Annotated in this window: 22 protein-coding genes; 7 read left to right on the top strand and 15 right to left on the bottom strand. The window is 40.5% G+C overall.

Annotated features, from left to right (window positions below; all coding sequences use genetic code 11):
- Positions 1–12: 12 nt before the first annotated feature.
- Genes P7J58_RS06075 through P7J58_RS06060 form a run of 4 tightly spaced genes read right to left on the bottom strand, consistent with a single transcriptional unit; the run spans position 13 to position 5185 of the window.
- Positions 13–1311 carry an ABC transporter substrate-binding protein gene (locus P7J58_RS06075; protein WP_004195663.1) on the bottom strand — a complete coding sequence of 433 codons (1299 nt, stop codon included), beginning with the start codon at positions 1309–1311 and terminating at the stop codon, positions 13–15.
- 16 nt (positions 1312–1327) lie between these two features.
- Entirely contained in the window at positions 1328–1972 is a 645-nt protein-coding gene (locus P7J58_RS06070; protein ID WP_408555884.1) for an L-fuculose-phosphate aldolase, read from the bottom strand.
- 14 nt (positions 1973–1986) lie between these two features.
- Positions 1987–3774 carry an L-fucose isomerase gene (locus P7J58_RS06065; RefSeq protein ID WP_029173302.1) on the bottom strand — a complete coding sequence of 596 codons (1788 nt, stop codon included), beginning with the start codon at positions 3772–3774 and terminating at the stop codon, positions 1987–1989.
- Positions 3758–5185, bottom strand: coding sequence for a rhamnulokinase (locus P7J58_RS06060; protein ID WP_105100905.1), 1428 nt, complete (start codon positions 5183–5185; stop codon positions 3758–3760). The genes P7J58_RS06065 and P7J58_RS06060 overlap by 17 nt, the downstream gene beginning before the upstream one ends.
- 158 nt (positions 5186–5343) lie before the next feature.
- Between P7J58_RS06060 and P7J58_RS06055 the strand changes: the two genes are divergently transcribed.
- Together P7J58_RS06055 and P7J58_RS06050 are read left to right on the top strand one after the other, a co-directional pair.
- Positions 5344–6111, top strand: a complete 768-nt coding sequence (locus tag P7J58_RS06055) for a DeoR/GlpR family DNA-binding transcription regulator (RefSeq protein WP_029180286.1) — start codon at positions 5344–5346, stop codon at positions 6109–6111.
- Between the two features lie 280 nt (positions 6112–6391).
- Positions 6392–6736, top strand: coding sequence for a plasmid mobilization protein (locus P7J58_RS06050; RefSeq protein ID WP_408555883.1), 345 nt, complete (start codon positions 6392–6394; stop codon positions 6734–6736).
- A 333-nt stretch (positions 6737–7069) separates the two neighbouring features.
- On the opposite strand, the gene P7J58_RS06045 is transcribed toward P7J58_RS06050, so the two are convergent.
- The 11 genes from P7J58_RS06045 to P7J58_RS05995 form a co-directional block, all read right to left on the bottom strand.
- On the bottom strand, positions 7070–7558 hold the full coding sequence (locus tag P7J58_RS06045) for a YkgJ family cysteine cluster protein (protein WP_024399419.1): 489 nt from the start codon (positions 7556–7558) through the stop codon (positions 7070–7072).
- 51 nt (positions 7559–7609) lie between these two features.
- On the bottom strand, positions 7610–8257 hold the full coding sequence (locus tag P7J58_RS06040) for a Maf family protein (protein ID WP_408555882.1): 648 nt from the start codon (positions 8255–8257) through the stop codon (positions 7610–7612).
- 51 nt (positions 8258–8308) lie between these two features.
- Positions 8309–10393: a cell surface ecto-5'-nucleotidase Nt5e gene (gene nt5e, locus P7J58_RS06035; RefSeq protein ID WP_408555881.1), complete on the bottom strand. Its 2085-nt coding sequence runs from the start codon at positions 10391–10393 to the stop codon at positions 8309–8311.
- A gap of 395 nt (positions 10394–10788) precedes the next feature.
- A complete protein-coding gene (locus P7J58_RS06030) occupies positions 10789–12060 on the bottom strand; it encodes a dihydroorotase (RefSeq protein ID WP_100881341.1) in 1272 nt (423 codons plus the stop codon).
- 39 nt (positions 12061–12099) lie between these two features.
- A complete protein-coding gene (locus P7J58_RS06025) occupies positions 12100–12753 on the bottom strand; it encodes a uracil-DNA glycosylase (RefSeq protein ID WP_257060314.1) in 654 nt (217 codons plus the stop codon).
- Positions 12754–12762: 9 nt separating this feature from the next.
- Positions 12763–13689: a glycosyltransferase family 2 protein gene (locus tag P7J58_RS06020; RefSeq protein WP_024376228.1), complete on the bottom strand. Its 927-nt coding sequence runs from the start codon at positions 13687–13689 to the stop codon at positions 12763–12765.
- 108 nt (positions 13690–13797) lie between these two features.
- Complete coding sequence (pyrE, locus tag P7J58_RS06015; protein WP_099832722.1) at positions 13798–14430, bottom strand: orotate phosphoribosyltransferase; 633 nt, start codon at positions 14428–14430, stop codon at positions 13798–13800.
- Positions 14431–14567: 137 nt separating this feature from the next.
- Positions 14568–14894 carry an inorganic diphosphatase gene (locus tag P7J58_RS06010; RefSeq protein WP_024398833.1) on the bottom strand — a complete coding sequence of 109 codons (327 nt, stop codon included), beginning with the start codon at positions 14892–14894 and terminating at the stop codon, positions 14568–14570.
- Positions 14887–15582, bottom strand: a complete 696-nt coding sequence (gene pyrF, locus P7J58_RS06005) for an orotidine-5'-phosphate decarboxylase (protein ID WP_044690934.1) — start codon at positions 15580–15582, stop codon at positions 14887–14889. Before pyrF ends, P7J58_RS06010 begins: the two co-directional genes overlap by 8 nt.
- 164 nt (positions 15583–15746) lie before the next feature.
- Positions 15747–16688: a dihydroorotate dehydrogenase gene (locus P7J58_RS06000; protein WP_408555880.1), complete on the bottom strand. Its 942-nt coding sequence runs from the start codon at positions 16686–16688 to the stop codon at positions 15747–15749.
- Positions 16689–16697: 9 nt separating this feature from the next.
- Positions 16698–17471, bottom strand: a complete 774-nt coding sequence (locus P7J58_RS05995) for a dihydroorotate dehydrogenase electron transfer subunit (RefSeq protein WP_024398831.1) — start codon at positions 17469–17471, stop codon at positions 16698–16700.
- A gap of 213 nt (positions 17472–17684) precedes the next feature.
- Between P7J58_RS05995 and P7J58_RS05990 the strand changes: the two genes are divergently transcribed.
- The 5 genes from P7J58_RS05990 (at position 17685) to glgB (ending at position 24379) form a co-directional block, all read left to right on the top strand.
- A complete protein-coding gene (locus tag P7J58_RS05990; RefSeq protein ID WP_248051196.1) occupies positions 17685–18596 on the top strand; it encodes a LysR family transcriptional regulator in 912 nt (303 codons plus the stop codon).
- A gap of 163 nt (positions 18597–18759) precedes the next feature.
- Positions 18760–19887, top strand: a complete 1128-nt coding sequence (locus P7J58_RS05985; protein WP_408555879.1) for a glucose-1-phosphate adenylyltransferase — start codon at positions 18760–18762, stop codon at positions 19885–19887.
- A 12-nt stretch (positions 19888–19899) separates the two neighbouring features.
- Positions 19900–21015 carry a glucose-1-phosphate adenylyltransferase subunit GlgD gene (glgD, locus tag P7J58_RS05980; protein ID WP_408555878.1) on the top strand — a complete coding sequence of 372 codons (1116 nt, stop codon included), beginning with the start codon at positions 19900–19902 and terminating at the stop codon, positions 21013–21015.
- An 8-nt stretch (positions 21016–21023) separates the two neighbouring features.
- A complete protein-coding gene (glgA, locus tag P7J58_RS05975; protein ID WP_024385259.1) occupies positions 21024–22469 on the top strand; it encodes a glycogen synthase GlgA in 1446 nt (481 codons plus the stop codon).
- Positions 22470–22540: 71 nt separating this feature from the next.
- Positions 22541–24379 (top strand): 1,4-alpha-glucan branching protein GlgB, encoded by a 1839-nt coding sequence (glgB, locus tag P7J58_RS05970; RefSeq protein ID WP_172025742.1) that lies wholly within the window; start codon positions 22541–22543, stop codon positions 24377–24379.
- Positions 24380–24579 lie beyond the last annotated feature (200 nt).

The following is a 24579-nucleotide window of genomic DNA, read 5'->3' as shown; positions in this document are numbered from 1 at the left end:
AGCCCTGTTATTTTAGCCGATAAGGGCTTTCAAGATGTCTTGTGTTTCTTTTACTTTCTGATCGATATTGACACCGTCAGCAGCACTTTCGGTCAATGCGTTGATAATTGCAGTACGAACGTCACCACCCCAAACAGATACAACAGTAGGAACAGTTACATCTGCATTGTTTGCCATAGATGTCGCTTCACCTAAGAGTTTTACAGTAGCGTCGTCAGAACCGCTTGCAATTTGAGCAGTATCAATCGCTTGGCTAGCTGGGTTCGCTCCCACTTTTTCGAAAATTGTAGTTTGAACCTCGTCACTGGTCATGTATTTTACAAATTCCAATGCAAGTTTTTCTTCTTCCTCAGATAGTTTACTTGAAATTGTAATACCGCCACCAGCTGAACTAATCGCAACATTACCAGCGTACAATCCTGGTTTCAAAGCTGCATTATCTTTCAAACCACCTGCAGCCCATACACCGTTGAAGAAGACTGCTGATTTATTTTCAGTAAAATCAGTTGAATAAACGTTGGCATCGCCGCCTGCATTAGCTGAACCGTTTGCTTGCACTTCTGTCATAACCAATTTAAGTGCTTCTGCAAATTCTTTTGAATCAATTCCTTCAGAAGTTAGAGGACCTTCTAATAGTTTACGGCCAGCTTCAGATGAGCCAAGTACAGTGTTAAAGAGACGAATTGCCGGCTCTCCTGCACCAAAGGCATATACTCCTTGTTTACGAACCAAGGCCATAGCTTCAGTAAAATCACTCCACTTGGTCCATTGGTCAGGAGTTTTAGCCCCAGCTTTTGAGAAAATATCTGCATTGTACCAAAGACCTAAGGTTAATAATTGGTCGTGGACTGTATAGATTTTTCCGTTCACATCATTTTGTGTATAGTTTAGACCAACATTTTTTTCCAATCCATTATCATCGATATATGGTTTCAAATCCAGAACCAAACTTTGTTCAATAGCTGCTAGCGAAACATCGTTACCAGCCAAGTCAATCATATCTGGAAACTCGCCACTTGCAACCTTGTTATTCATAATGTCTGTCAAGCTTCCGTTCACAGGAGTTGGTTTAAATTCAACATCACCGGTTGCATGTTTTTTCGCAAATTCATCATAAAGATCACGCATAACTTTAGCAGCTGGCCATTCTTCTTCGCTATGGTGATAGCCATGATAGAACTCTAAAACTGTATCATCACCACTTGCTGCTTTTTCAGAACTTGAACTAGTTCCTGATGACGATCCGCAAGCAGCTAGAATCACTGAAGCAAATAAACACAATGCTCCGCATTTCAACAAACCTTTTTTCATTTTATGTTCCTCCGTCTTATTTCCTTTGTCCGTAAGTTTTAAATTTTTCAGCCATCAATTCCATTTCTTCATCTGGGAGGATGATTGGTTCTCCCATGCTTTTGGCAACACAATAAATTTTAGAACAGTATTCAATCTCCTCAATGATATTGAAGGCATTTAGTAAGTCTTGAGCACCAGCCAAGATACCGTGGTTGGCAAGAAAGACTGCACGTCTGTCTTTCATAGCCTCCGCAGCATTTTCAGCCAATTCCTTAGTCCCATATGTGGCATATTCTGCTACTCGGACATCTTTACCAGCTACCGCAATCATATAATGGCTAGCTGGTAACGGCTCTCTTAGTACTGCCAAAACAGTTCCATAAGTGGTATGGGCATGAATGACTGCATCAAGGTCTTCTCGTTGCTGGTATTGAATCAGGTGCATATACCACTCACTAGAAGGAAGCTTTTCACCTTCGACTACTTGTCCTTCCAAGTCCATGATGACAATATCTTCTTCCTTGATTTCAAAGAAATCAATTCCAGATGGAGTGATTGCCATTAGACCTTTTTCACGGTTAAATACGCTCAGATTCCCACCAGTACCCTTGGTTAAGCCTTCAGTAACTAACTTTTTGCCGTACTTTATAAGTTCCTTTCTTTCTTTTTCCATGAACATAAAGTGTTCTCCTTCTATTTACTATATAGCGGCCCTAAAACCTCACACATCTTGAAATCTGCCGCTTCCAAATCCTTAGTGCCGACACCGTCAAAAATGCTTGGACGGAAAATTCGTTCCCTTGGAATATTGTGGAGGGCTACAGGAATTCGCAACATACTAGCCAGAGTGATAACTTCTGCACCAATGTGTCCATGAACAAAGGCTCCATGGTTAGATCCCCAATGATTCATGACATCATAGACCGTTTCAAAACCAGGTTCTCCAAGATTCGGAGCAAACCAAGTTGTTGGCCATGTTTTATCTGTCCGCTCATCCAAGATACGGTGCACTTCATCATCCAATGGACAGGTGTAGCCTTCTGCAATTTGTAAACTTGGACCAACACCCTTGACTAGATTGACACGAATCAAGGTCACAGGAAGTTCCCCCTGAGTCTTGAAGTGAGAAGAATAGCCACCTCCTCGGAAATATTCATAGTTTGCTCGACACCAATCTGTCGCTTCCAGACAGGCTTTTATATCCTCCTCTGTCATATTCCAGAACTCTTTCATGGTTGGCTGACCAGCTTCATCTCGTGCTGCTGCACTTCCATCAAGAGCTGAAGCTCCTGAGTTAATAAGGTGGAGGATGCCATCCTTAGCCCTACCTGTTAGCTCTTGACCTGTCACCCGTTTGACCGCCTCTGGGCTCCAATAAGTCCGAACATCAGAGAAAATTGGAGCCTTATTGGTTAGGAGGGTTCCAAATAACATGGCGGTCGCATTCAAAGTATCATTTTCTGTTGCAAAGGCAGTCACAGGACGTGGACCATTCCAGTCAAAAGTGGAAGCCAGAATCGCTTCAGCAAAATCACCGTTTGGCAACCAGTCTGTCCACTGACGTTGACCTTGGAAACCACCTGAAATTGCATTTCTGCCACGAGCTTCCTCTTCCCAGCCAATCTCTGCTAAGCGAGGATTTCCAAAGAGAATATCTCGGATAATCAAGGTTTGCTTGGCAATAAATTCCCAATCCTTGTCTGCTGGAATCACCTTAGACTTGGTAATCACTTCTGGGAATTCCTTTCCTACATTGATGTCAACACCTTCTTTGCAATATTCCCTAATCCAAGCAAGAGCTTTTTCATATTCTTCTTTATCGTAGATTTCCAACTCCATACGGCGAAGAATCTCAGTCATGTCCACAAATTCGACCAACATTCCCAGATAGTCTTCAAAGAAGGAAGTGGTAACCTGAGAACCCGCAATTCCCATTGAAGAAGCTCCAATGTTGACATAGGACTTGCCTTTCATCTGACCAGCAGCAATGGCTCCCTTGGCAAATAGCAAGATTTTTTCAGCCACATCTGCAGGAATGCTATTGTCATCCAGATCCTGAACATCATGACCATAAATCTTGAATGCTGGGTAACCCTTTTGAGCGTAGCCACTCATGGCTGCGGCTAGATAAACTGCTCCAGGCCGCTCTGTCCCATTAAAGCCCCAAATAGCTTTAATCGTATGTGGATCCATATCCATGGTTTCTGTTCCATAGCACCAACTTGGTGTGACAGATAAGGTTGCAACTACATTGTCACGAGCAAACTCATCATAGACAATCCCTGCATCCCCTTGACCACCAATGGTTCGACTGGCCAGCAAACATTGAACAGGGGTTCCGTCTGCGTAACGCAAATTGGACTCAATCAAATCCTTAGCAGCCAGAGCCATTTGCATGGTTTTTTCTTCTAAGGATTCCCTTACACCGCCCTGTCGACCATCAATAGTCGGACGGATTCCAATTTTAGGATAAAGTGTCATTTTTTTCCTCCTTCTTTGGATAAAAATGGTTAAATGTTATAGACTCTTTTACAAGTTTCTTGGCTTCTTTCATATCTTCAACATAGCCAAGTGCCTTAAATTGAACGAGGGCATTACCGATTGAGGTTGCTTCATACAGACCAGTAACCACCGTCTTACCTGTAACATCTGCTACTAATTGTGAGAAATATTCTGACTTGGAACCACCGCCTATTAAGTCAATTCTCTTATAGATGTTCCCTGTTATCTCTTCCAATTGTATGATGACTTCTTTATATTTTTCAGCCAAACTTTGATAAACTATCTTAAATAGAATCGCTGGGTCTGTTGATACTTTTATCCCCTTATCTGAAAAATAACAGACAATTTTTTCAATCATGTTACCTGGACTTGCGAATGTCGAAGCATCTGTGTCAAATGTTGGAACACAACTTTCCACATTGTTCACCATCTCTGTAATTTCGTCGTATGAAAAATCTTTTCCTAATTTTAAGAACGATTTTTTTAATTCTTCAATAATCCAAAGTCCAGTACAATTTTTCAAAAATCTAGTAGTCCCATCATAGCCAGCTTCATTTGTGAAATTATACTTCAGTGCACTATCGGTAAGTATTGGGCCTTTCAGTTCTGTCCCGATAAGTGACCAAGTTCCACAAGAGACATAGAGTAAGTTTTCCTCTTCATGTGGAATCGCTGCTACCGCACTTGCTGTATCATGCTGACAGACATTGATTACTGTTATTTCATTATTCAATATTTCGTCCGATATACTACCAAGTATATTTCCTTCGGATACTAGTTTCGGTAAAAGTAATTCTGAAATTTCAAATGTTTTTAAAATTTCATGATTCCAGTCTTGTGTCAATGGGTTAATCATTTGCATTGTGGAAGCAATGCTTCTTTCAATTGCGACCTCACCTGTCAATACAAAATTTAAGTAATCTGAAATCATTAACAGTTTATCAGCTTTGAAATATTCTTCGGGGGTCTGAGATTTACAAGCTATCAATTGAAATAGTGTGTTAATCTCCATCAACTGATTACCCGTTTTAAAATACAAATCATTTAGAGAAGAATATCTTGCAATCTCATCTAATATTGATTCAGTTCGCCTATCTCGATAGGATACTGGTTGAGCAATCATTTCTCCATTTACATCCAATAATGCAAAATCAACACCCCATGTATCAATTCCAACAGAAGATAATTCTGACTGTTCTTGAGACATTCTGATACATTTTTTAACACTTTTTACCAAGCTTTCTATATCCCAACACAGTCTTCCCTTCACTTTTTGTATTGAATTGTTGAATCGATGAACTTCTCTCGAAATCAGTTTTCCATTTTCAATAGAATATAGGATTCCTCTTCCCGACGTAGCTCCGAGGTCAATAGCCAATACAGTTTTCATTTGAACCTCCTTTCTGTTACCGCTTTCATGATTTTATTTTAATATATACAAACTTCTATTACAATACTTGAACAGTATATTGAAAATTATTCAAAATATTGACATAAAATCGCCATTTTTGTTCAAAATATGTTATTATATACTCAAGAGGTGTTAGTATGAGTAGAGATAAACGATTAAAAGAAATTACAAATATTCTTCACAGTAAAAAGAGAATCGATATAAAACAACTTGAAAAATTAACTTTCTCAAGTACATCAACTCTTCGTAGAGATTTAATCTATCTTGAAGAACAAGGTCTCATCAAAAGAAAACATGGGGAAGTGGTGCTAAACGCATTTAATACCGTCGAGCTTGCTCATAGTATCAGAGAGACTGAAAATAGGTCAGAAAAGAAAATCATTGCTGAGCTTGCAAAAGATTTTGTTGGACCAGGGATGTGTATATACTTGGATTCAAGCACAACTGTTTATGAATTATGTCCGTTCCTTTCAACAATTGACAATCTAATTATCTTTACGAATGGACTTAATACTGCTCAGTTGCTTTCTGAACTTTCTAATCCAACAATGAAAATATTTGTCACTGGCGGTGAGGTCAAACACCATTCTGCCTCAGTCGTAAACCATAGTATGGAAAATAGTCTTCTTGAACATTTTAGTATAGACCTTGCTTTTTGTTCTGCAAGGGGAATTGATGAAGAATATGTTTATGAAGCTTCTTTCAGTCAAGCCATTGCAAAAAAATCTATTATTGACAAGGCTAAAGAGACAATATTACTGATTGATAGTTCGAAATTTCGGATGTCCGGATTTTTCAAAATTAACAATCTAAAACAATATAAAACCATAATCTCAGACAAGCTACCTGATGAATCCTTATTAACTTCTGCCGAAAAATATGAAGTTGAATGGATTGCCGACTAATAATACAAACTATATATCAGCTTACCGCTCTACAACTTTAAACTCTTGTAGCAAGCACAGTAAGTGGGTACCCACTTACGATAAAATTAACGAAGCAGACGCCTTTGGCCCTGCTTTTTTCGTTACATTTTATAGTCGAATGAATTAGCTTTCAGACAAGGAACTGAGGTGCAGGCTATACTAGAGTATGGCAAGCCGAAAGTGACGATGTATCAAAGTTAATTCAAATGGCTATACTTGTTAGGGAGAACCCTAAGACCCCAATAGAAAGGCATAGATTATGGAAAAACGTACTAGACCAAACCAGTTAAAAATTCGACTTTCGGATAAAGAACTCTCTCAAGTGCGACAAAAATATGGACAATCTCGGTCAAAATCAATGCGGCATTTCGTCCTCAAGTGTATCCTTCAAACATCGATTTATGAAGTCGATATGCAACCATTTAGAGAGTTACAACATCTCCTTTCAAAGACCTCCACTAATGTCAACCAAATTGCCAAGAAGGTCAATACTTACTCCCTTGTTTATAAAGAGGACATTAAGACAATCCAAAACGAAATACTTCTCTTTAATGTTATAGTAAAATGTAACAAAAAACAGTACATTTGTGATATAATGTACTGATTTTATTTCATTTAACTATAATTCAACCATTGAATAATTGCCATGGGGTCCTCCTAAATATGATTCATTGAAAAAAGCCGTAAAAACGGCTTTAGATTGAAGAAAAAGCCCATTTTGGACAATTTTTTTCAATCTTTTTTCTTTATGTTGAAAATTAAAAACTCTCAGAAACGCCGAAATATCAATGTTTCTAAGAGTTTAATAACTTGCTATCTTTCGCAAACTTCTTCAAATTTTTATATTTTTAGGAGTTTGTCTACGTTCTGGCTGTAAAAACGGCTTATTTTTTTATTATTATAGCAGAAAATCAATATTTTGTCTTACTTGTTCCTCTTAAATTCTCTCCCGTAACTTTTCGACAAAGAGATAGGCTGCGGGACAAATTAGAGTATTTTTTATTGTTAAATTATTGATTTGATAAATCTTCTTGCGGTCGGTATGCGGAAATTCTCGACAGGCTTTAGGACGAGCATCATAGATACTACATAGATTATCGCCTCCAAGGAAAGGACAGGGCATGGATTGAAATACCTTATCTCCGTCCTCATCCACACGCAAATACATATCCTCAAAAACTGGAAGTTTCATGCGTAAATGCTTGGCAATTCGGGTAATATCTGCTTCTGTAAAGAGCGGTCCCAACGTTTTGCAACAGTTGGCACACTCTGTACAGTCGATTTCAGAAAATACTTCGGCATGAATATCTTGAACAATTCTATCCAAATTTTTAGGTGCTTTTTTCTTCAAATTTACTAGAAATTTTCGATGTTCTCCTTGCTTCTGCTGGGCCAATTGCTTGTATCTTTCAATGTCGACGGTCATAAACTCTCCTTTTCGACCACTATTATACCACAAACTAGCTATTGAGCTCTGCTATTTTTCAAAACCTTCTTCAGAAAAAATCCTGCGGGAAACTTCGGCTACAGGCAGACCAATAATGGTGTGAACATCCCCAGAAATACCTGCTACAAAGCGTGGGTCAAGCTCCTGAATACCGTATGCACCGGCCTTATCCAGTGGCTGCTTTTCACGGATATATGATTGAATAACCTCTTCAAGGGCTGGATAATAGTCGACAAAATCAATCTGTGCAACCGTATAAAAAACTTCCAATGAATCACTTGTCCGTAGGCAAACAGATGTTACTACGTGATGGCTCTTTCCAAAATAGGAACGTAACATGGTTTCAGCTTCTGTCAAATCTTGAGGCTTGTTAAAAATTTGCCCATCTGACACGACGATTGTATCCGCAGAAATGTAGAGATGACCAGTTACCAAATCCATGTCCGATTTAGCTTTGGAAATTTCACAACAAGTTTTTGCAGCTCGAGTGAGAAAATCATCTGTAGCGAATTGTTTCATAAAATGTTCTTCGATACCACGCTCATCCACTTCAACTGATGCGATTTGTGGTTGTAAAAATCCCAATAATTGTTTACGACGTGGGGAGTTGCTAAGCAGAACGTAAGAACTAATCTGCTCACGATCCCCCTCTTTTTGATATTGAAATACAGTTTGCATGTTTCCTCCAGTCAAAAACAGAGTCCGAAGACCCTGTTTTCAGATGATTGATTAATTTTCTTTTCTACGACCTACTGCCATGGCCAGTCCTGCAAGACCTAAACCAAACAGGCTGAGCGTCAGATTCATCTGATCACCAGTATTTGGCAAGACTCCTGCTTTTGTAGTTTTTACTGGACTTGCTACTTCTGGTTTTTTATCTCCTACTTTCGGAGAATCAACTGGGGCCTTCTTGTCCGTTGCTGAAGTATTTTGTACTTGATTAGATGGTGAATCCGTATTTTCGGCTGGAACAGTTTCTGGATTTGAGGCTGGATTTTCTGGATCAGTATCCAATAAAATCTCGATAAAGTCTGGGTAGCCATCTTCATCCGTATCAATGCTTGAATTTACAGGAATGATACGTGAATATGGGTTGACAACCTCATAAGCTGATAAGTCAGCTGTCTTTAGGTATTCAGCAAAGACGCTGTCCATTGAAGGACCTTCTTCACGTGCTCCGCCAAGCATTGTGTAGCCATCACCACCAGCAGCAAGGAAGTCATTTGTTGCTAAATAGTACGTTTTTTCAAGATCCAAGGCATCATATTCGCCAGTCTCTGGATTAAGAATACCGATAAGAAGAACACGTTCTTCTACAGGAAGAGTTGGATCGTAGAATACGTTTGCTCCTGAAATGTGTAGGAATCCACCACTAGCTTCAAAGAGTGGCATACCATTTTCATCTAAAAGCATCTCGCCAGTTTCTGGATTCACTTGCAATGTAGATGATAAAGACTTGGTAAACATATCATAAATTTGCTGACCAGTCACAGTGATTTGAGAAACAATGTTACCAAATGGCAAGACTGCAATAATATCACCTTTTGTAACAGGCTGATCTTTAGCAATTGTTGCACGTAGACCACCACCGTTAGTCACAGCAAGGCTAGTTTTGTTTGAAAATCCTGTTTGACCATAGGCATAAATCGCATCCGTCACTGCATTCCCCAAGTTGGTTTCACGAACACGCACGTTTGAGCGGTCTCCGTTTAATTCCACTGGGTTATTTTCAATAACTACTTGAGCATTTTCAGCTTCATATTTTGCTTTAATTTCATCAACCAAGGCTGCGATTTTAGCATTTGGCGTCACGTTTTTAGTATCCGCGGCAGAAATCAAACCAGCTTCACCCAATAATTTATCGGATTTCAAGGTTACTTTACCGATATTGTTCAAGTAAGAGCCTGTTTGATTATAAGTAACGTTATCTCCATAGGTAGTCGCTTCTACCGTGTGGGAATGACCGTCGATAACAATAACACGTTTACCAGCTAATTTGCTATTTTTAGAAAGTGCTTCAGCAAGAGTTGAACCTCTCCATTCAACAGGTGTTGTAGAATCGACACCTAGGTGAGCTAGAATGATATAGTTCTTGTAAACACGATTATCTGCTAGAGCACGTGCTTCCACTTCGTCAATCACTTTATTGACTTCTGTGACTGGGTCGGTAAATATTACTCCCTCAACATTTTTAGGATGGGTTTTTGTAGCAGTCTCAGGTGTTGTTACACCGATAACTACAAATTCATCGCCTACAACAGTTGGAGTTTTATCGACGATAGTCGAAGCTTCAAAAACACGAGCACCATTAACGTAAGTGTTAGCACTCAATAGCGGGAAGTTCAAGGTTTCCTTGTACTTGATTGCTTGATCCATCCCAAAGTCAAATTCATGGTTACCAACAGCCATTGCATCATAGCCGACTTGGTTCATGATATTGGCGCGGTCTTCACCTTTTGTAGAGTTGGAAATTGGAAGTCCTTGGAAGGCATCACCAGCATCTACTACAATTGTATTTTCTACTTTGGCACGTTCTTCTTCAATGACTGCCGCAGCCTTAGCGTCACCGATGACATTTTTTTCTTCAAGAATGCGACCGTGAACGTCGTTTGTGTGGATAATAACTGCCTCTACCGTTTCTTCCGCAGCAGGGACAACAGTTTCCTCCGTTGCTACGTTTTCAACTGACGTTGCTGGCTGATTGGTTGTGGTAGCTGCAGTCGTCGTCTCAGCAGCTTGTACTTGTTGAGCTAAAACAAATGGCGCCAACAAGAGTGTGGACATTACAGGCAACAAGATTTTTTTCTTTTTCATAAATAGACCTTTCTTCGGCATTTTTTATATCTCTATTATACACTTTTTATCAAAAAACAAAAACATTAAAATCGCTTACATGTTAAAAAGGTTCGAAATAAGGGAGCGGGAAAGAACTCGACTGGTCAAAAAAGAGTTCGTCAACAATTTTTCGTTTTAAGTTGTTGAGCTGAAACAGTCTATCCCCAGACTGTTTCACTCCCACCCCCGCATAGCTCCAACAGTCAGAGTAGTGACTGTTGGAGGTTGGAAATGAAGCGAACTCTGTTCGCATCAGTCGTAATGGTCAGATTTGGAGTGTAAAACACGAACAAATCTTCCAATCAACCACTGCGCTGAGATGTTGACACGAACCCTGAGAAGCGAGGTTAAGCTTTTTGCCCAGCCTCCATTTCCTATTTACCAAATACTATTTGTCCATTTGCAATGGTGTAAAGGACCTGTCCTTTCAGACTATCACCAACAAACGGAGAATTAGCAGACTTCGAGGCAAAATCCGCTGTGACCAACCGATTTGCATTTGGGTCAAAAATAACAAGATCAGCTGGGCCATTTTCAGCAAGATAGCCAGCATCAAGACCATAGAGCTTGGCTGGATTAATAGTCATTTTCTCCAACAATTGCACGAGTGTCAGATGCCCTTCTTCCACCAGATGCGTCAAACCAAGTGAAAGTGAGGTTTCCAAGCCTGTCATTCCTGAAGGAGCTTGCGTAAGATCCTCTACATTTTTCTCATCTGCATGATGAGGTGCATGGTCCGTCGCAATGACAGAGATAACACCAGATTTCAATCCCTCAATAACCGATAATCTGTCACTTTCCAAGCGTAATGGCGGATTCATTTTAGCATTGGCACCTTTTGTTAGAAGTAATTCTTCTGTTCGTGAAAAATGTTGGGGTGCGACTTCTGCCGTGACGTTTGCTCCGAGACCTTGAACAAATTCAACCACCTTGACCGACTCGGCTTTGGATAGATGCTGGATATGAACACGCGCACCTGTTTCATAGGCAATCATGACATCGCGAGCGACCATGCTGTATTCTGCTACGCCTGTTGCTCCACAAACATGAAAATGTTTTTCAGCTACTTGCTCGTTGAGTCCCAAGACACCATTCAGGTCAGGGTCTTCTTCATGCAGACTGATGAGACAGCCCTGCTCTTTGGCTAATTTCATAGCTTTTCTAACCACGCCAGCATTTGTCAAAGGAATACCGTCGTCCGAAAAGGCCACCGCTCCAGCTTCTAGCAAAGCAGGAAAATCGGTCAGGTTTTGCCCATCGAAATGATCTGTAATGGTTGCCACACTATAAATGTGAATAGCTTCTTTTTTAGCAGAATCCAATACTTCTTTTAAGGTTTCAACATTTGAAATCGTCGGATTAGTGTTAGCCATCATGACAACAGAAGTAAAACCACCCGCTGCTGCAGAAAGAGCTCCTGTATGAATATCTTCTTTATGGGTCTGACCAGGCTCCCGAAAATGCACATGAACATCGACCAAACCAGGAGCAACGACTAATCCTGTCGCATCAATCACTTCTTGCTCAACATCTTCTGAAATCGACTCCGCAATCTTAACAATCTTACTTCCGTCCATCAAGATGTCGCAAACCTTGTCTAAACCGGATTGCGGATCCAATACACGACCATTTTTCACTAATAACATTCATATTCTCCTTTGTAGTACCAAAGCCATTACCATCTACTATCGCAGCCAATCAATTCCTGTTCTGCCTTGTGAAGTCAAGTAGGTATTTGCCTGTGAGAAGGGCTTGCTTCCGAAGAAACCTCGATAGGCTGAAAGAGGGCTTGGATGAGCAGATTCGATAACCAGATGTTTTGGATTGGTTATCAACGCCTTTTTCTTGCGAGCATAAGCACCCCAAAGAATATAGACAACAGGCTGGTCTAAGCTATTGACCACCTTAATAACAGCGTCCGTAAAAGACTCCCAGATTTGCCCTGCATGTCCATTTGCCTGACCTGCTGGAACAGTTAAACAAGCATTGAGCAAAAGCACACCTTGTTCCGCCCATGCTGTCAAATCATGATCTTGTTTGACGCCAATATCATCCGTCAATTCTTTTAAGATGTTTTGAAGAGATGGCGGAGCTGGTACCGAGTTCGGAACAGAAAATGACAAGCCCTGTGCCTGACCAGGTCCGTGATAGGGATCCTGTCCCAAAATAACTACTTTAACCTCTTCCAAATCTGTTGTTTGAATGGCAGCAAATACCTTCTCACGAGGCGGATAAATGGTTCCACTAGCATAAACATGATCTAAAAACTGATTGATTTTACCAAAATAATGTTCTGGCAACTGTGCCTTTATCAATTCGTGCCAAGCTGAATGTTCCATAAACTGCTCCTAGTTTGAACTTTTCTCTTTAACAATATAAATCGGACGTTTCTTCGTTTCCAAGAAAACTTTTGCCAAATATTTACCGAGAATACCAATGGTCATCAACTGCAGACCTCCCAAAAATAGGATGATGCAAATAGTCGACGGCCAGCCAATTGTAGGATCTCCGAACACCAAGGTTTTGAAAACCACAAAAACCATTAGAACTAGCGACAATAGGAAGGTGAAGAAACCTGTATAGGAGGCAATATTCAAAGGTGTATCTGAAAAATTGATGATTCCTTCAATAGAATAAGAAAGCAATTTCCAGAAAGACCAACTAGTTTCGCCAGCGACCCTCTCAACATTTTCATAGGGCAAGTATTCTGTTTCGAATCCTACCCAAGCAAAAATTCCTTTTGAAAAGCGATTGTATTCAGACACAGCTAGAATGGCATCTACCATGTGACGACGCATGAGACGGAAATCACGGGCACCGTCTACTACCTCGACCTGGCTGATTTTATTCATCAATTTGTAGAATAATTTTGCAAAAAAGCTACGAATCGGTGGCTCACCATCTCGACTGACACGACGGGTTCCAACGCAATCTAAATCTGGATTTCCATCCAACATAGCCTTCATTTCCATCAACATTTCAGGTGGATCTTGTAAATCAACATCCATGACAGTCACTAGCTCACCTTGCGCAGCTTGTAGACCTGCATAGAGAGCAGCTTCTTTCCCGAAATTCCTTGAAAAAGAAAGATAGCGAACAGCTCGGTCTTGACCAGACAATTGGCGTAAAACCGTTAATGTCCTATCCTTTGAACCATCATTGACAAAAATATACTCAAATTGTTCCCCCATCTCCTTACGAACTTTCTCCATAGCATCGTAAAAATAGGGAATTGCCTCTTCTTCATTAAAACAAGGCACGATAACTGAAATCATGTTCTTCTCCTCATACGGTCAATTATTGTATTCTCAAAATACGTTAGAGACTATTATACCATTTTACAGGATAAGTTCCCAGAAATCGTGCGTGGGCTCGTTTTAAATCTAGTCTTCCTGCCAAGTTTCTTGATTTTGACGGAACTTTTTAAGCAGATTCAAACCATCTGCATTGATATATCCCTGTACTTTTGCGACCTTGATTAACTCTGAATAATTGCTAAGCGTCACCAATTTCACGCCAGCATTATCAAAATTACGATCTGCCTTTGGCAATTCATAGGTAAAGATTGCCACAACACCAATAACGTCAGCGCCTTCACGCTCAGCTGCTGCTACGGCATCTAGAACAGACCCTCCAGTAGAAATCAGGTCTTCAACGACAACCATTTTTTGTCCCTTGACGATGCGACCCTCTAATTGATTCCCTGCACCATGGTCTTTTGGTTTGCTACGGATATATGCAAATGGCAAATTCATCCTATCTGCAATGATAGCACCATGAGGAATACCTGCTGTGGCAGTTCCGGCAATCACCTCAACCTCAGGAAATTCTTCTTCGATACGCTGAACAAAGCCATCTTCAATCAAATTTCGAGTTTCAGGATAAGATAGTGTAATACGATTATCTGTATAGATAGGTGATTTGATCCCTGATGTCCATGTAAATGGCTTTTCTGGACGCAGATGAACTGCCTTAATATCCAATAAGTGTGATGCGATTTCTGTTGCTAATGTCATAATAGACCTCCTTCTAAATGCGTACCATTCCAACATGACCATCCCGCCGAATAGCCTGTCACTCCTAAAGTACTGGTTCAATCTATGAACCCTATAAAAAACTATATTTATCCCTGTTGAATTCTTACAGACTTCTCCTAGTCCACCATTTCAATCCATGAATCAAAATACTGTTCAATGAAATTGGTTTTCTCTTTTATTTCTGTCACGGTAAGTTTTTCATCAAGACCTGTCAGAATCCATTTATCCTCGACATCATCTCTGCGATGGATAATCGCGACCAATTTCCCCTCGAAAGCTGTCAAGGGCTTCCGAACAGCTTTGGAAATGATGTAAACATCTTGCTCTTCACCATCTCCAGCCAATAGATTTGGAACATAGCCGTAATTGATTGGATACTGGTTGCCAAATTTATCAATATACCCGATAGGTCTATCAATTATAATCTGATAAATCTTATCCACGATTCCACTCCTCTTTAATAGACAAATAGGTCTGGTAAGGATGTTCTGATTTTGTAATCGGGCGACCTACCACAATGTAATCACTACCGATTCGAGCAGCATCTGCTGGTGTCATAACTCGTTTCTGATCGCCTACTTCACCCCCAGTCGGACGAATTCCTGGCGTCAGGCACACAAAATCAGAACTCGTAGCATCTTTAATCAAAGCCACCTCATGCGCTGAACAAACCACCCCATCAAGACCAGCTTCTTGTGCTCTTTGAGCATAATGAACAACCGCTTCCTGCAAACTAGTCTGTATATTCTGGTCTGTTCTCATCTGCTCCTCTGAGGTAGAGGTCAACTGAGTGACCGCTATTAAAACAGCATCCTTACCCAATCCCCTTCGTGCTGCCCGCATCATCTCAACACCACCAGCAGCGTGAACGTTGGTCATATCCACACCGAGTTTTGCCAAGACTTTCATAGCAAACTCGACGGTATTAGGAATATCATGCAGTTTCAAATCTAGAAAAATACTGTGACCGCAGCCTTTCAAATAATTGATAATACCTGGTCCCTCCGCATAATACAACTCCATTCCAACCTTTACATAGAGTTTCTCATCTGGTGGGAACTGTTCCAGAAAAGACTGAACTTCTTCTTTACCTGCAAAGTCAAGGGCAATAATTGGTCTTGTTTCTTTCATAAAATCCTTTCATTTACACAAAAATCCCTGCCAAATCGGTCAGGGATGTGCACGAATTCAGCTTGAAAATCACCTTTCAAGCATATTACATGACACCTTCCTAGCCTCTCTGGACTTAATTAAAGGAGATATTTTCTTTATATTACTCTTTTATTTTATCTTTGTCAACGCTTACCCAAGCTTTCTCTAACTTCTTGGCGTAAATTTTCTATGGTGTCAATACCATAAACTTCCATGCGTTCGGGTAAATCCTTGATAATAGTTGGACAGGCAAATGGGTCTGTAAAATTGGCCGTTCCAACTCCAATCGCTGAAGCTCCTGCAATCATCATCTCTAAAGCCTTGTCAGCCGAATCCACACCACCCATGCCAATGATAGGAAGGTTGGTCATCTGAGCTACCTGACGAATGAGTTTGAGAGCAATCGGAAAAACTGCTGGGCCTGACATTCCTCCTGTACCATTTGCCAAGATTGGCTGGCGATTTTTAAGATTGAATCGCATACCAACCAAAGTATTTATCATCGTCAAGCCAGTCGCTCCAGCATCCTCAGCAGCCTTGGCCAACAGGGTTATGTCTGCCACACTTGGTGTCAACTTAACGTAAACAGGTACAGATGAGGCTTCGACTGCTGCTTTTACTGCTTGATAGGCTAATTCTGGCACCTGTCCAATCAAGAGACCATTATTTCCGTGGTCCACATTGGGACAGGAAATGTTCAGCTCGATAGCTTTTACGTTCGGAGCCTTTGAAATTTTCCCTGACACATAGGCATATTCTTCATTGGAAAAACCAGCCACATTAGCAATGATAGGCAAGTCTGGAAAATGCTGTTCCAACCAGGGGAGTTTTTCGGATAAGACTACATCAACACCCGGATTTTGAAGTCCAATGGCATTGAGCATACCTGCTGGTGTCTCGGCTACACGGGGAGTCGCATTGCCATAACGAGGATGACGGGTAGTCGCCTTAATCATAATGGAACCAAGCTGGTTGAGATCATAGTAATCCGCATACTCCTGACCAAAACCGAAGCAGCCAGAGGCTGGAATGATGGGATTTTTCAAGTCCAAGCCTGGTAAGGAAATCGCTAATCGTTTTGTCATTTCAACCTCCTACAAAATTAGACTACCAGTCGCAAAGACTGGACCTTCCTTGCAGACACGCTTGTTCTCGTGTTCTTGTCCCTCTTTGGGTTTGACAACACAGGCATAGCACGCCCCCATCCCGCAAGCCATCCTAGCCTCCAGTGAAATGTAGGCATGAGGATGTTCCTGAAAGCGTTGGTCAACATAGTTCATCATAGCTGGCGCCCCACATGAGTAAATGGCTGCAAACTCGTCTGTCAGCTCTTCAACGACCGTTGCGACATTCCCCTTACGCCCATAGGAACTATCATCCGTTGTGACATAAACTTGACCATACTTGGCTAGTTCCTCTTCCAAAATGACGACCTCTTTGGTGGCAAAGCCAATGACTGACGTGACATTGACACCACGGTTCGCCGCCTGTTTCGCCACTTCCACCAAGGGAGGAACACCGATTCCTCCGCCAATGATGAGAATGCGGTCTCCTTCTTTGAGAAAGTCTACTTCAAACCCTTTCCCAAGCGGTCCCATGACATCTAAATGCTGTCCGACCGTCATCTCAGAAAAGACTTCCGTCCCTTGACCTTCCACTCGATAAATAATCCGACATTGAGACTTATTCCGATCAATCTCGGAAATAGATATTGGTCTCCGCAAGAGCATGGAATCATCTGGAACACGAATATGGATAAATTGCCCCATTTTCATATCTTGGACCATATCACCCTGCAAGGTCATAGCAAAAATTCGTGGTGCTAGTTGGACTTGGTCCACCAGTAACATCTGTTCTTTTAAAATCATCTTTTCTCCTATTCTATATAACAATGACACAGAAAACAAGAAAGTCGATATAGAGAAAAAACCTTGCTGGCTAGCAAGGTTACACGAAAAGAAGGCAGTATTTGCCCTATTTATCACGTTCCCTTCTTCGCCTCTCTGGACTCAGTTAAAGGATATATTTTCAGCATTATACATTTTTTAGAATAATTTGTCAAATCATGTTACAATAGAGGTATGAGAATCCAACAATTATACTATATTATCAAAATTGCAGAAACAGGCAGTATGAATGAGGCTGCCAAACAACTCTTCATTACCCAACCAAGCCTTTCCAACGCTGTACGAGACCTGGAAAAAGAAATGAAAATTAAAATCTTTTTCCGTAATTCTAAGGGCATTACCCTAACAAAGGATGGCATGGAGTTTCTTTCCTATGCTCGTCAAATTGTTGAACAGACCGAACTATTGGAAGACCGCTATAAAAATCCGAATGCAAAACGCCAACTCTTCAGCGTCTCTTCTCAACACTATGCCTTTGTCGTCAACGCCTTTGTCTCACTTTTGAAAGAAACTGAAATGGAAGATTATGAACTCTTCCTACGTGAAACACGGACCTGGGAAATCATCGATGACGTCAAGAATTTTCGCTCAGAAATCGGTGTGCTATTTCTTAACAATTTCAACCGTGATGTCTTGTTGAAGCTCTTGGATGATAATCGACTAACCTATACCCATCTATTTACAGCCAAGCCGCACGTCTTTGTCAGCAAGACAAATCCTCTTGCACAGAAAACAACAATAACTTTGGAAGATCTGGTCGATTTCCCGTATCTTAGCTACGAGCAAGGTATTCACAACTCCTTCTACTTTGCCGAAGAGATTTTGGCACAGGAACACCATAAAAAATCGATCGTTGTTTCCGACCGAGCCACCCTCTTTAATCTCTTAATTGGTCTGGATGGCTATACAATTGCGACTGGTATCTTAAATTCAAATCTTAATGGGGATAATATCGTATCTATTCCACTTGAATTTGATGATGAGATTGAATTGGTCTATATCCAACATGAAAAGGCATTGCTGTCCGACATGGGAGAAAAATTTATCAATTACCTACTTGAAGAGGTAAAATTCGACCAAAAATAAATACCATTTTATATAGACAAACAAAATACAATATGTTATGATACATTTATGAAAGACGTTGAAAAGAAAAATGAAAATAATTCATTTTTCTTTAAGGAAACGCTTTCATTTTTTTATAGTTTATGCTATAATACACATATCATATATATTAAGGAGTGGTTAGATGGCTCAAAATAAAATGTTAGCTATGATTCTTGCTGGTGGACGTGGTACTCGTCTTGAAGGTTTGACAAAGAAAGTCGCTAAACCAGCGGTCGCATTTGGAGGAAAATACCGTATTATTGATTTTCCCCTCAGTAACTGTGCCAACTCTGGTATCGATATTGTCGGTGTATTGACCCAGTATGAACCTGTATTATTAAACTCTTATGTTGCACAATCTCAACGTTGGGGCTTGGACGTACAAGGTTCTGGTATCTTTGTCCTGCCACCAAGTGAGAAGATTGAAGGTTTTGGTCTTTACAAGGGCACAGCTGATGCAATCACTCAAAATATTGACTTCATCGATCTTCATGACCCTGAATACGTCCTCATTCTTTCAGGAGATCATATCTACAAGATGAACTACGACAAACTCCTTGATACGCATATTCAGAAAAAAGCTGATGCGACAATTGCTGTTATCGAAGTACCAATCAAAGAAGCCTCTCGCTTCGGTATTATGAATACGGATGAAGATTATCGCATTGAAGAATTCGAAGAAAAACCAGAAAATCCAAAGAGTAACTTGGCCTCAATGGGTATCTATATCTTCACATGGAAGACCTTGAAAAAATATCTCCAGGAAGATGACAAATTAGATACTTCTTCACACGATTTTGGACATGATATCATTCCAAAATACCTTGAAGATGGCCGTACTTTGATTGCACATCCATTCCGTGGCTATTGGAAAGACGTCGGTACTGTCAATAGCCTCTGGGAGTCTAATATGGACTTGATTGACCATGCAGGTGACTTAGACTTGTCCGACCGTTCTTGGAGAATCTATTCCGAAGACAAGGGCTCACCAGCTCAAGTCATTGGTGCAACTGCAACAGTAAAATCAGCCTATATTGATAAGGGGGCTGTCATTGACGGAACGATTGAACACTCTGTAATTTCTACAGATGTGCAAGTAAACCATGATGCTGTTGTAAGAAATTCAGTTCTTCTACCAGGTGCAATCATCGGCGAAGGAGTTGAATTGGATTATGTCATCGTTGCTGAGAACGTTAAAATTGCGGATGGAATCAAACTTTCAGGTGAAGCCGACAACATCCTCTTAATTGATAAGAATGTAACCAAATAAGAAAGGACTGCTATGCTAAGAAATACTCTAGGAATTGTAAATATTGAAGGAAACAACGTACATTTTGGTGATGTGATGAAGCACCGTGGCGTACAAGCTTTCGGTTTCTTAGGTCGTTATCGCCTAATTGACTTTGCTCTATCCAATATGTCAAACTCTGGAATTACAGAATTCCAAGTGTACATGCCTGCCGAAATGCGTTCAACAATTCAGCACGTTGGTACAGGAAAACACTATAATATCAACAGTAAACGCGGTACCCTTCGCTTGCTCAATAGCGCAACAGACCCAAATAGTGTCTATCGTCATGATATTAACGCCTTCACAGAAAACATCCACTACATCGAAAATTCTACAAAAGATTATGTGCTAGTTGCTCCATCTTACTTCATCTATAGCCAGGATTTTTCAAAAGTCATGGATGACCATATAGCAACGGATGCTGATATTACCGTTCTTTATAAAAACGTTTCAGATGCTAAAGAAAATTTCATCGGCTGCCAAACTCTCAAATTTGGTGAAGACCGTCGTGTCGTAGCTTTTGAGGAAAACCATGGTAAATATAAAAACCGTTCCGTTTCCCTTGAAGCGTACATTATGAAGCGGACTACCTTTATCGACTTAATTAAACGTGCCAATAAGGTTTCATCACTCTACTGGTTGAAAGATATTTTACGTGATACAGTCAATCAATATAAAATCATGGGCTATGCGCATCGTGATTATGTTGCATGTATCAATACTACCGCTTCATACTTCAATACTCAAATTGAATTGATTGACCAAGATACCCGCAAACTCCTCTTCAAACATGATTGGCCAATCCATACCCAAACAAGTGATAGCTCACCATGTTTGTATGGTCCATTGGCAGAGGTCAAACGTAGCCTAATTTCAAACGGGGCAAACATCAATGGTCAAGTCGAAAATTCAGTCATTGACCGCGATGTTATCATCGAAGAAGGCGTTGTTATCAAAAACTCAATCATTCTCAATGGCGTGACAATCAAGAGTGGGGCAAATATTGAAAATGCAATTATCGATAAAGCAACTAAAATTATTCACCCAATTGACATCAAGGGAAGCGAAACTTCGCCTTCATACTTGAAACCACACCAAATCATTTAGGAGCTAACATGACAAAAAAATCTGTTCTCTTTGTAGCATCCGAGGGACTTCCGTTCATCAAGACTGGCGGATTGGCTGATGTTATTGGCTCTTTGCCAAAAGAATTGGTAAAACAGGGTTTAGATGTCCGAGTCGTTCTACCACTCTACAAAAAAATTGCAGTAAATAATCACTCTGATTTCGATTACGTATCAAGTTTTGATGTGCGAGCTGGCGACATCCAATCTATGGCAAATGTTTACAGTCAGGTTGTTGATGGAGTAACATTCTATTTTATTGAGCACCGCGATTTCTTTGAACGCGATGAACTATATGGATATGACGATGATGCCATGCGTTTTGGCTATTTCCAACATGCTACATGTCGTCTGTTAGAAGCACTTCATTTCTTCCCGGATGTCATGCACACACATGACTGGCACACTGCTGCCCTTCCATTCCTTTGCCGTACTTTCTATAGCTACCGCGAAGAATTCCGCAATATCAAGCATGTATTCACTATTCATAACTTGGCTTTTCAGGGAATTTTCCATAAACAAGCGCTTTGGTCAGCGCTTGGCATGGACTATAGCTACTATTTGGATGGTATTGCACGTTTTCATGATGAATGTATCAGCTTCATGAAGCTTGGTATCCTATACGCTGACAAGGTTACTACAGTTTCTGAAACTTATGCTCGCGAAATCCTAACGGAAGAATTCGGCGAAAACATGCAACATGTACTAGAGTTGCGCAAATATGACTTGGTTGGCATTGTCAATGGTATCGACTATGATAGTTGGGATAGTCAAACAGACCAATACCTTGTGAGAAATTATAGTCTTGAAACGATTGAAAGTAAAAAGGCTAATAAACTGGCCCTGCAAGCACAATTTGCCCTTCCACAAGATGAGAATGTCCTATTGATAGGTATCGTCTCTCGCTTGACATGGCAAAAAGGGTTCTATCTCTTGACCGAGGTACTTGGTCATCTTCTTCAAGCCCATGTCCAATTTGTTATCTTAGGCAATGGTGAGGAAGACATTGAAAATGCCTTTAATCACTTTAAACACGCCTATCCTGATAAATTTGCATTCTACCGTGGTTACAATGAACCACTTGCCCACCAAATTTATGCAGCAAGCGATCTCTTCCTCATGCCTTCTATGTTTGAACCATGCGGCATTAGCCAGTTGATTTCAATGCATTACGGAACACTCCCTCTAGTGCGTGAAACAGGTGGCTTGGTTGATACTGTAGCACCATACAATATGTCTACCAAAGAAGGAACTGGTTTTAGCTTTGGAGGGCGTGACGCTTACAATATGCGACAAGTCTATGATTTAGCCCTTCAAACCTACTATGATCGTCCAGATGACTGGCATGCCATGGTTGAACAAGCTATGAAGCGTGATTTTAGTTGGACAGCTTCGGCAGAGAAATACATCTGGCTCTACCGTGAAATTAGTGGTTAGGAAATAAGATGAAAAAATAAACTGAATCGGAGTGGGACCCTAGTCCACTCCTTTTCAACAAGGAGATTGCTATGACAGAATTTACTGACCTAGATTTATATTATATGAATGCTGGTGAGCATACCACTCTTTACGAAAAAATGGGTGCTCACATTATAAAAGAACGAAACAAAATTATCGGAACCCAATTTCGTGTCTATGCCCCAAATGCCAGAGAAGTATTCTTAGTTGGCAACTTTAACGAGTGGCAACGCAGTCACTCTATGGAGCGTGAAATTGATGGAGTGTTTCAACTTTATGTAGACGGATTAAAATCCCTTGAAGATTATAAATACCTGATTATCACACACGATGGGCGTGAAATATATAAGGCTGACCCTTATGCATTTTTCAGCCAAGTTCGTCCAGACACTGCCTCTACAACCTACAATTCGCGTTATAAATTCAAAGATGACCTCTGGATGTATAATCGTGTTAACTATGATTTTAAAGAACAGCCAGTATCCATCTACGAGGTACACTTAGGTTCGTGGAAGCAAAAATTTGCTAATAAAAATGAAGGAGGAGCTCCTGTAGAAGCTTTCAATAGTTATAAGGAAATTACTCCACTTCTCATCGAACATATCAAGGAAAATAACTACACACATATTGAATTATTGCCAATTACCGAGCATCCTCTCGATGCGTCTTGGGGCTATCAGGTAACAGGCTACTACAGTCCAACTAGTCGCTATGGCAAGCCAGATGAACTTAAGTATTTGGTTGACCAATGTCACCAAGCAGGAATCGGAGTGATTCTTGACTGGGTACCACTTCATTTCTGTAAAGATGCTCATGGGCTCTACCAGTTTGATGGTAGTTGGCTATACGAATACTCCTACGAACAAGACCGTGAAAACCACCAGTGGGGGACTGCTAATTTTGACCTTGGAAAAGGACTGACTCGTTCTTTCCTTCTTTCTAATTTAAAATACTGGTTGGAATATTTCCATTTTGATGGCATCCGTGTTGATGCACTATCTTATCTCCTCTATTGGCGTGGTGAAACAGATGAGGATAAGATAAATCATGCCGCAATTGACTTTATCAAACGTGTCAATGCCATGGTCCATACCGACTATAAGGGAGTCTTGATGATTGCTGAAGACTCTTCAAGCTTCCCTAAAGTCACACATTCTCTAGAAGATGGCGGTATTGGATTTGACATGAAATGGGATCTGGGCTGGATGAATGATACACTAAAATTCGTGGAACGCCCTGCTATTTATAGAAAATATCACTCAAATGAAATCACTTTTGGTATGTACTATAACCAAAACGAGCAATTCTTACTACCACTTTCGCACGACGAAGTTGTTCATGGGAAGCACTCCATTATCGAGAAGATGAATGGCGACTACGAAGATAAGTTCCATCTGGCTCGAGTCTACTACAGCTTTTACTTTGCCCATCCTGGAAAGAAATTACTCTTCATGGGAAATGAATGGGGTCATATCCGTGAATGGCACGAATATACAGAAATGGACTGGGGACTGCTACAATTTCCAATCCACCATTCTTTCTATCAAATGATGAAAACATTATCTACTTTCTATAAAGAACATGATGCTTTCTGGAAATATGACTACCAAGCCTATGAAAAAGGATTTAATTGGGTAAAAATAGATGAAGAAGCAAGCCTGTATGCTTTTTCTCGCACTAGTGATGAGCAAGAAATCTTGACTATTCATAACTTTAATGATCAAGAACTATTTGACGTACACTTGGATTTGCCAGCTGACAGCGAATATAAACTTGTCTTCTCATCTAATGCTATTCCAATAGACACATTTAGCCTCTATCCCGATGAAAATGGAGCCAGAATTACTGTACCACGTTTGACCAGTTTCTATCTAGAGCGTGTGAAATAATTATCTGTAAAAAAATGGAGTATTGAACCGACCCCAATTTTCTGTCTAACTTTTGGGGTGTGGCTCACTTACTCCATTCTTTTTTGCATGCAAAAGGGAGTGGGAAAGAACTCAACTAGTCAAAAACATACTAAGATTAGTAGTGAGGAAATCTCCGACGGGAGAGAGTAGTCACTACTTTTTCTTTATGTTAAAGTAGA

It is taken from the genome of Streptococcus suis (assembly GCF_046032535.1).
Taxonomy (GTDB): Bacteria; Bacillota; Bacilli; order Lactobacillales; family Streptococcaceae; genus Streptococcus; species Streptococcus suis_AK.
This window is presented reverse-complemented; position numbering and strand designations above follow the sequence as displayed.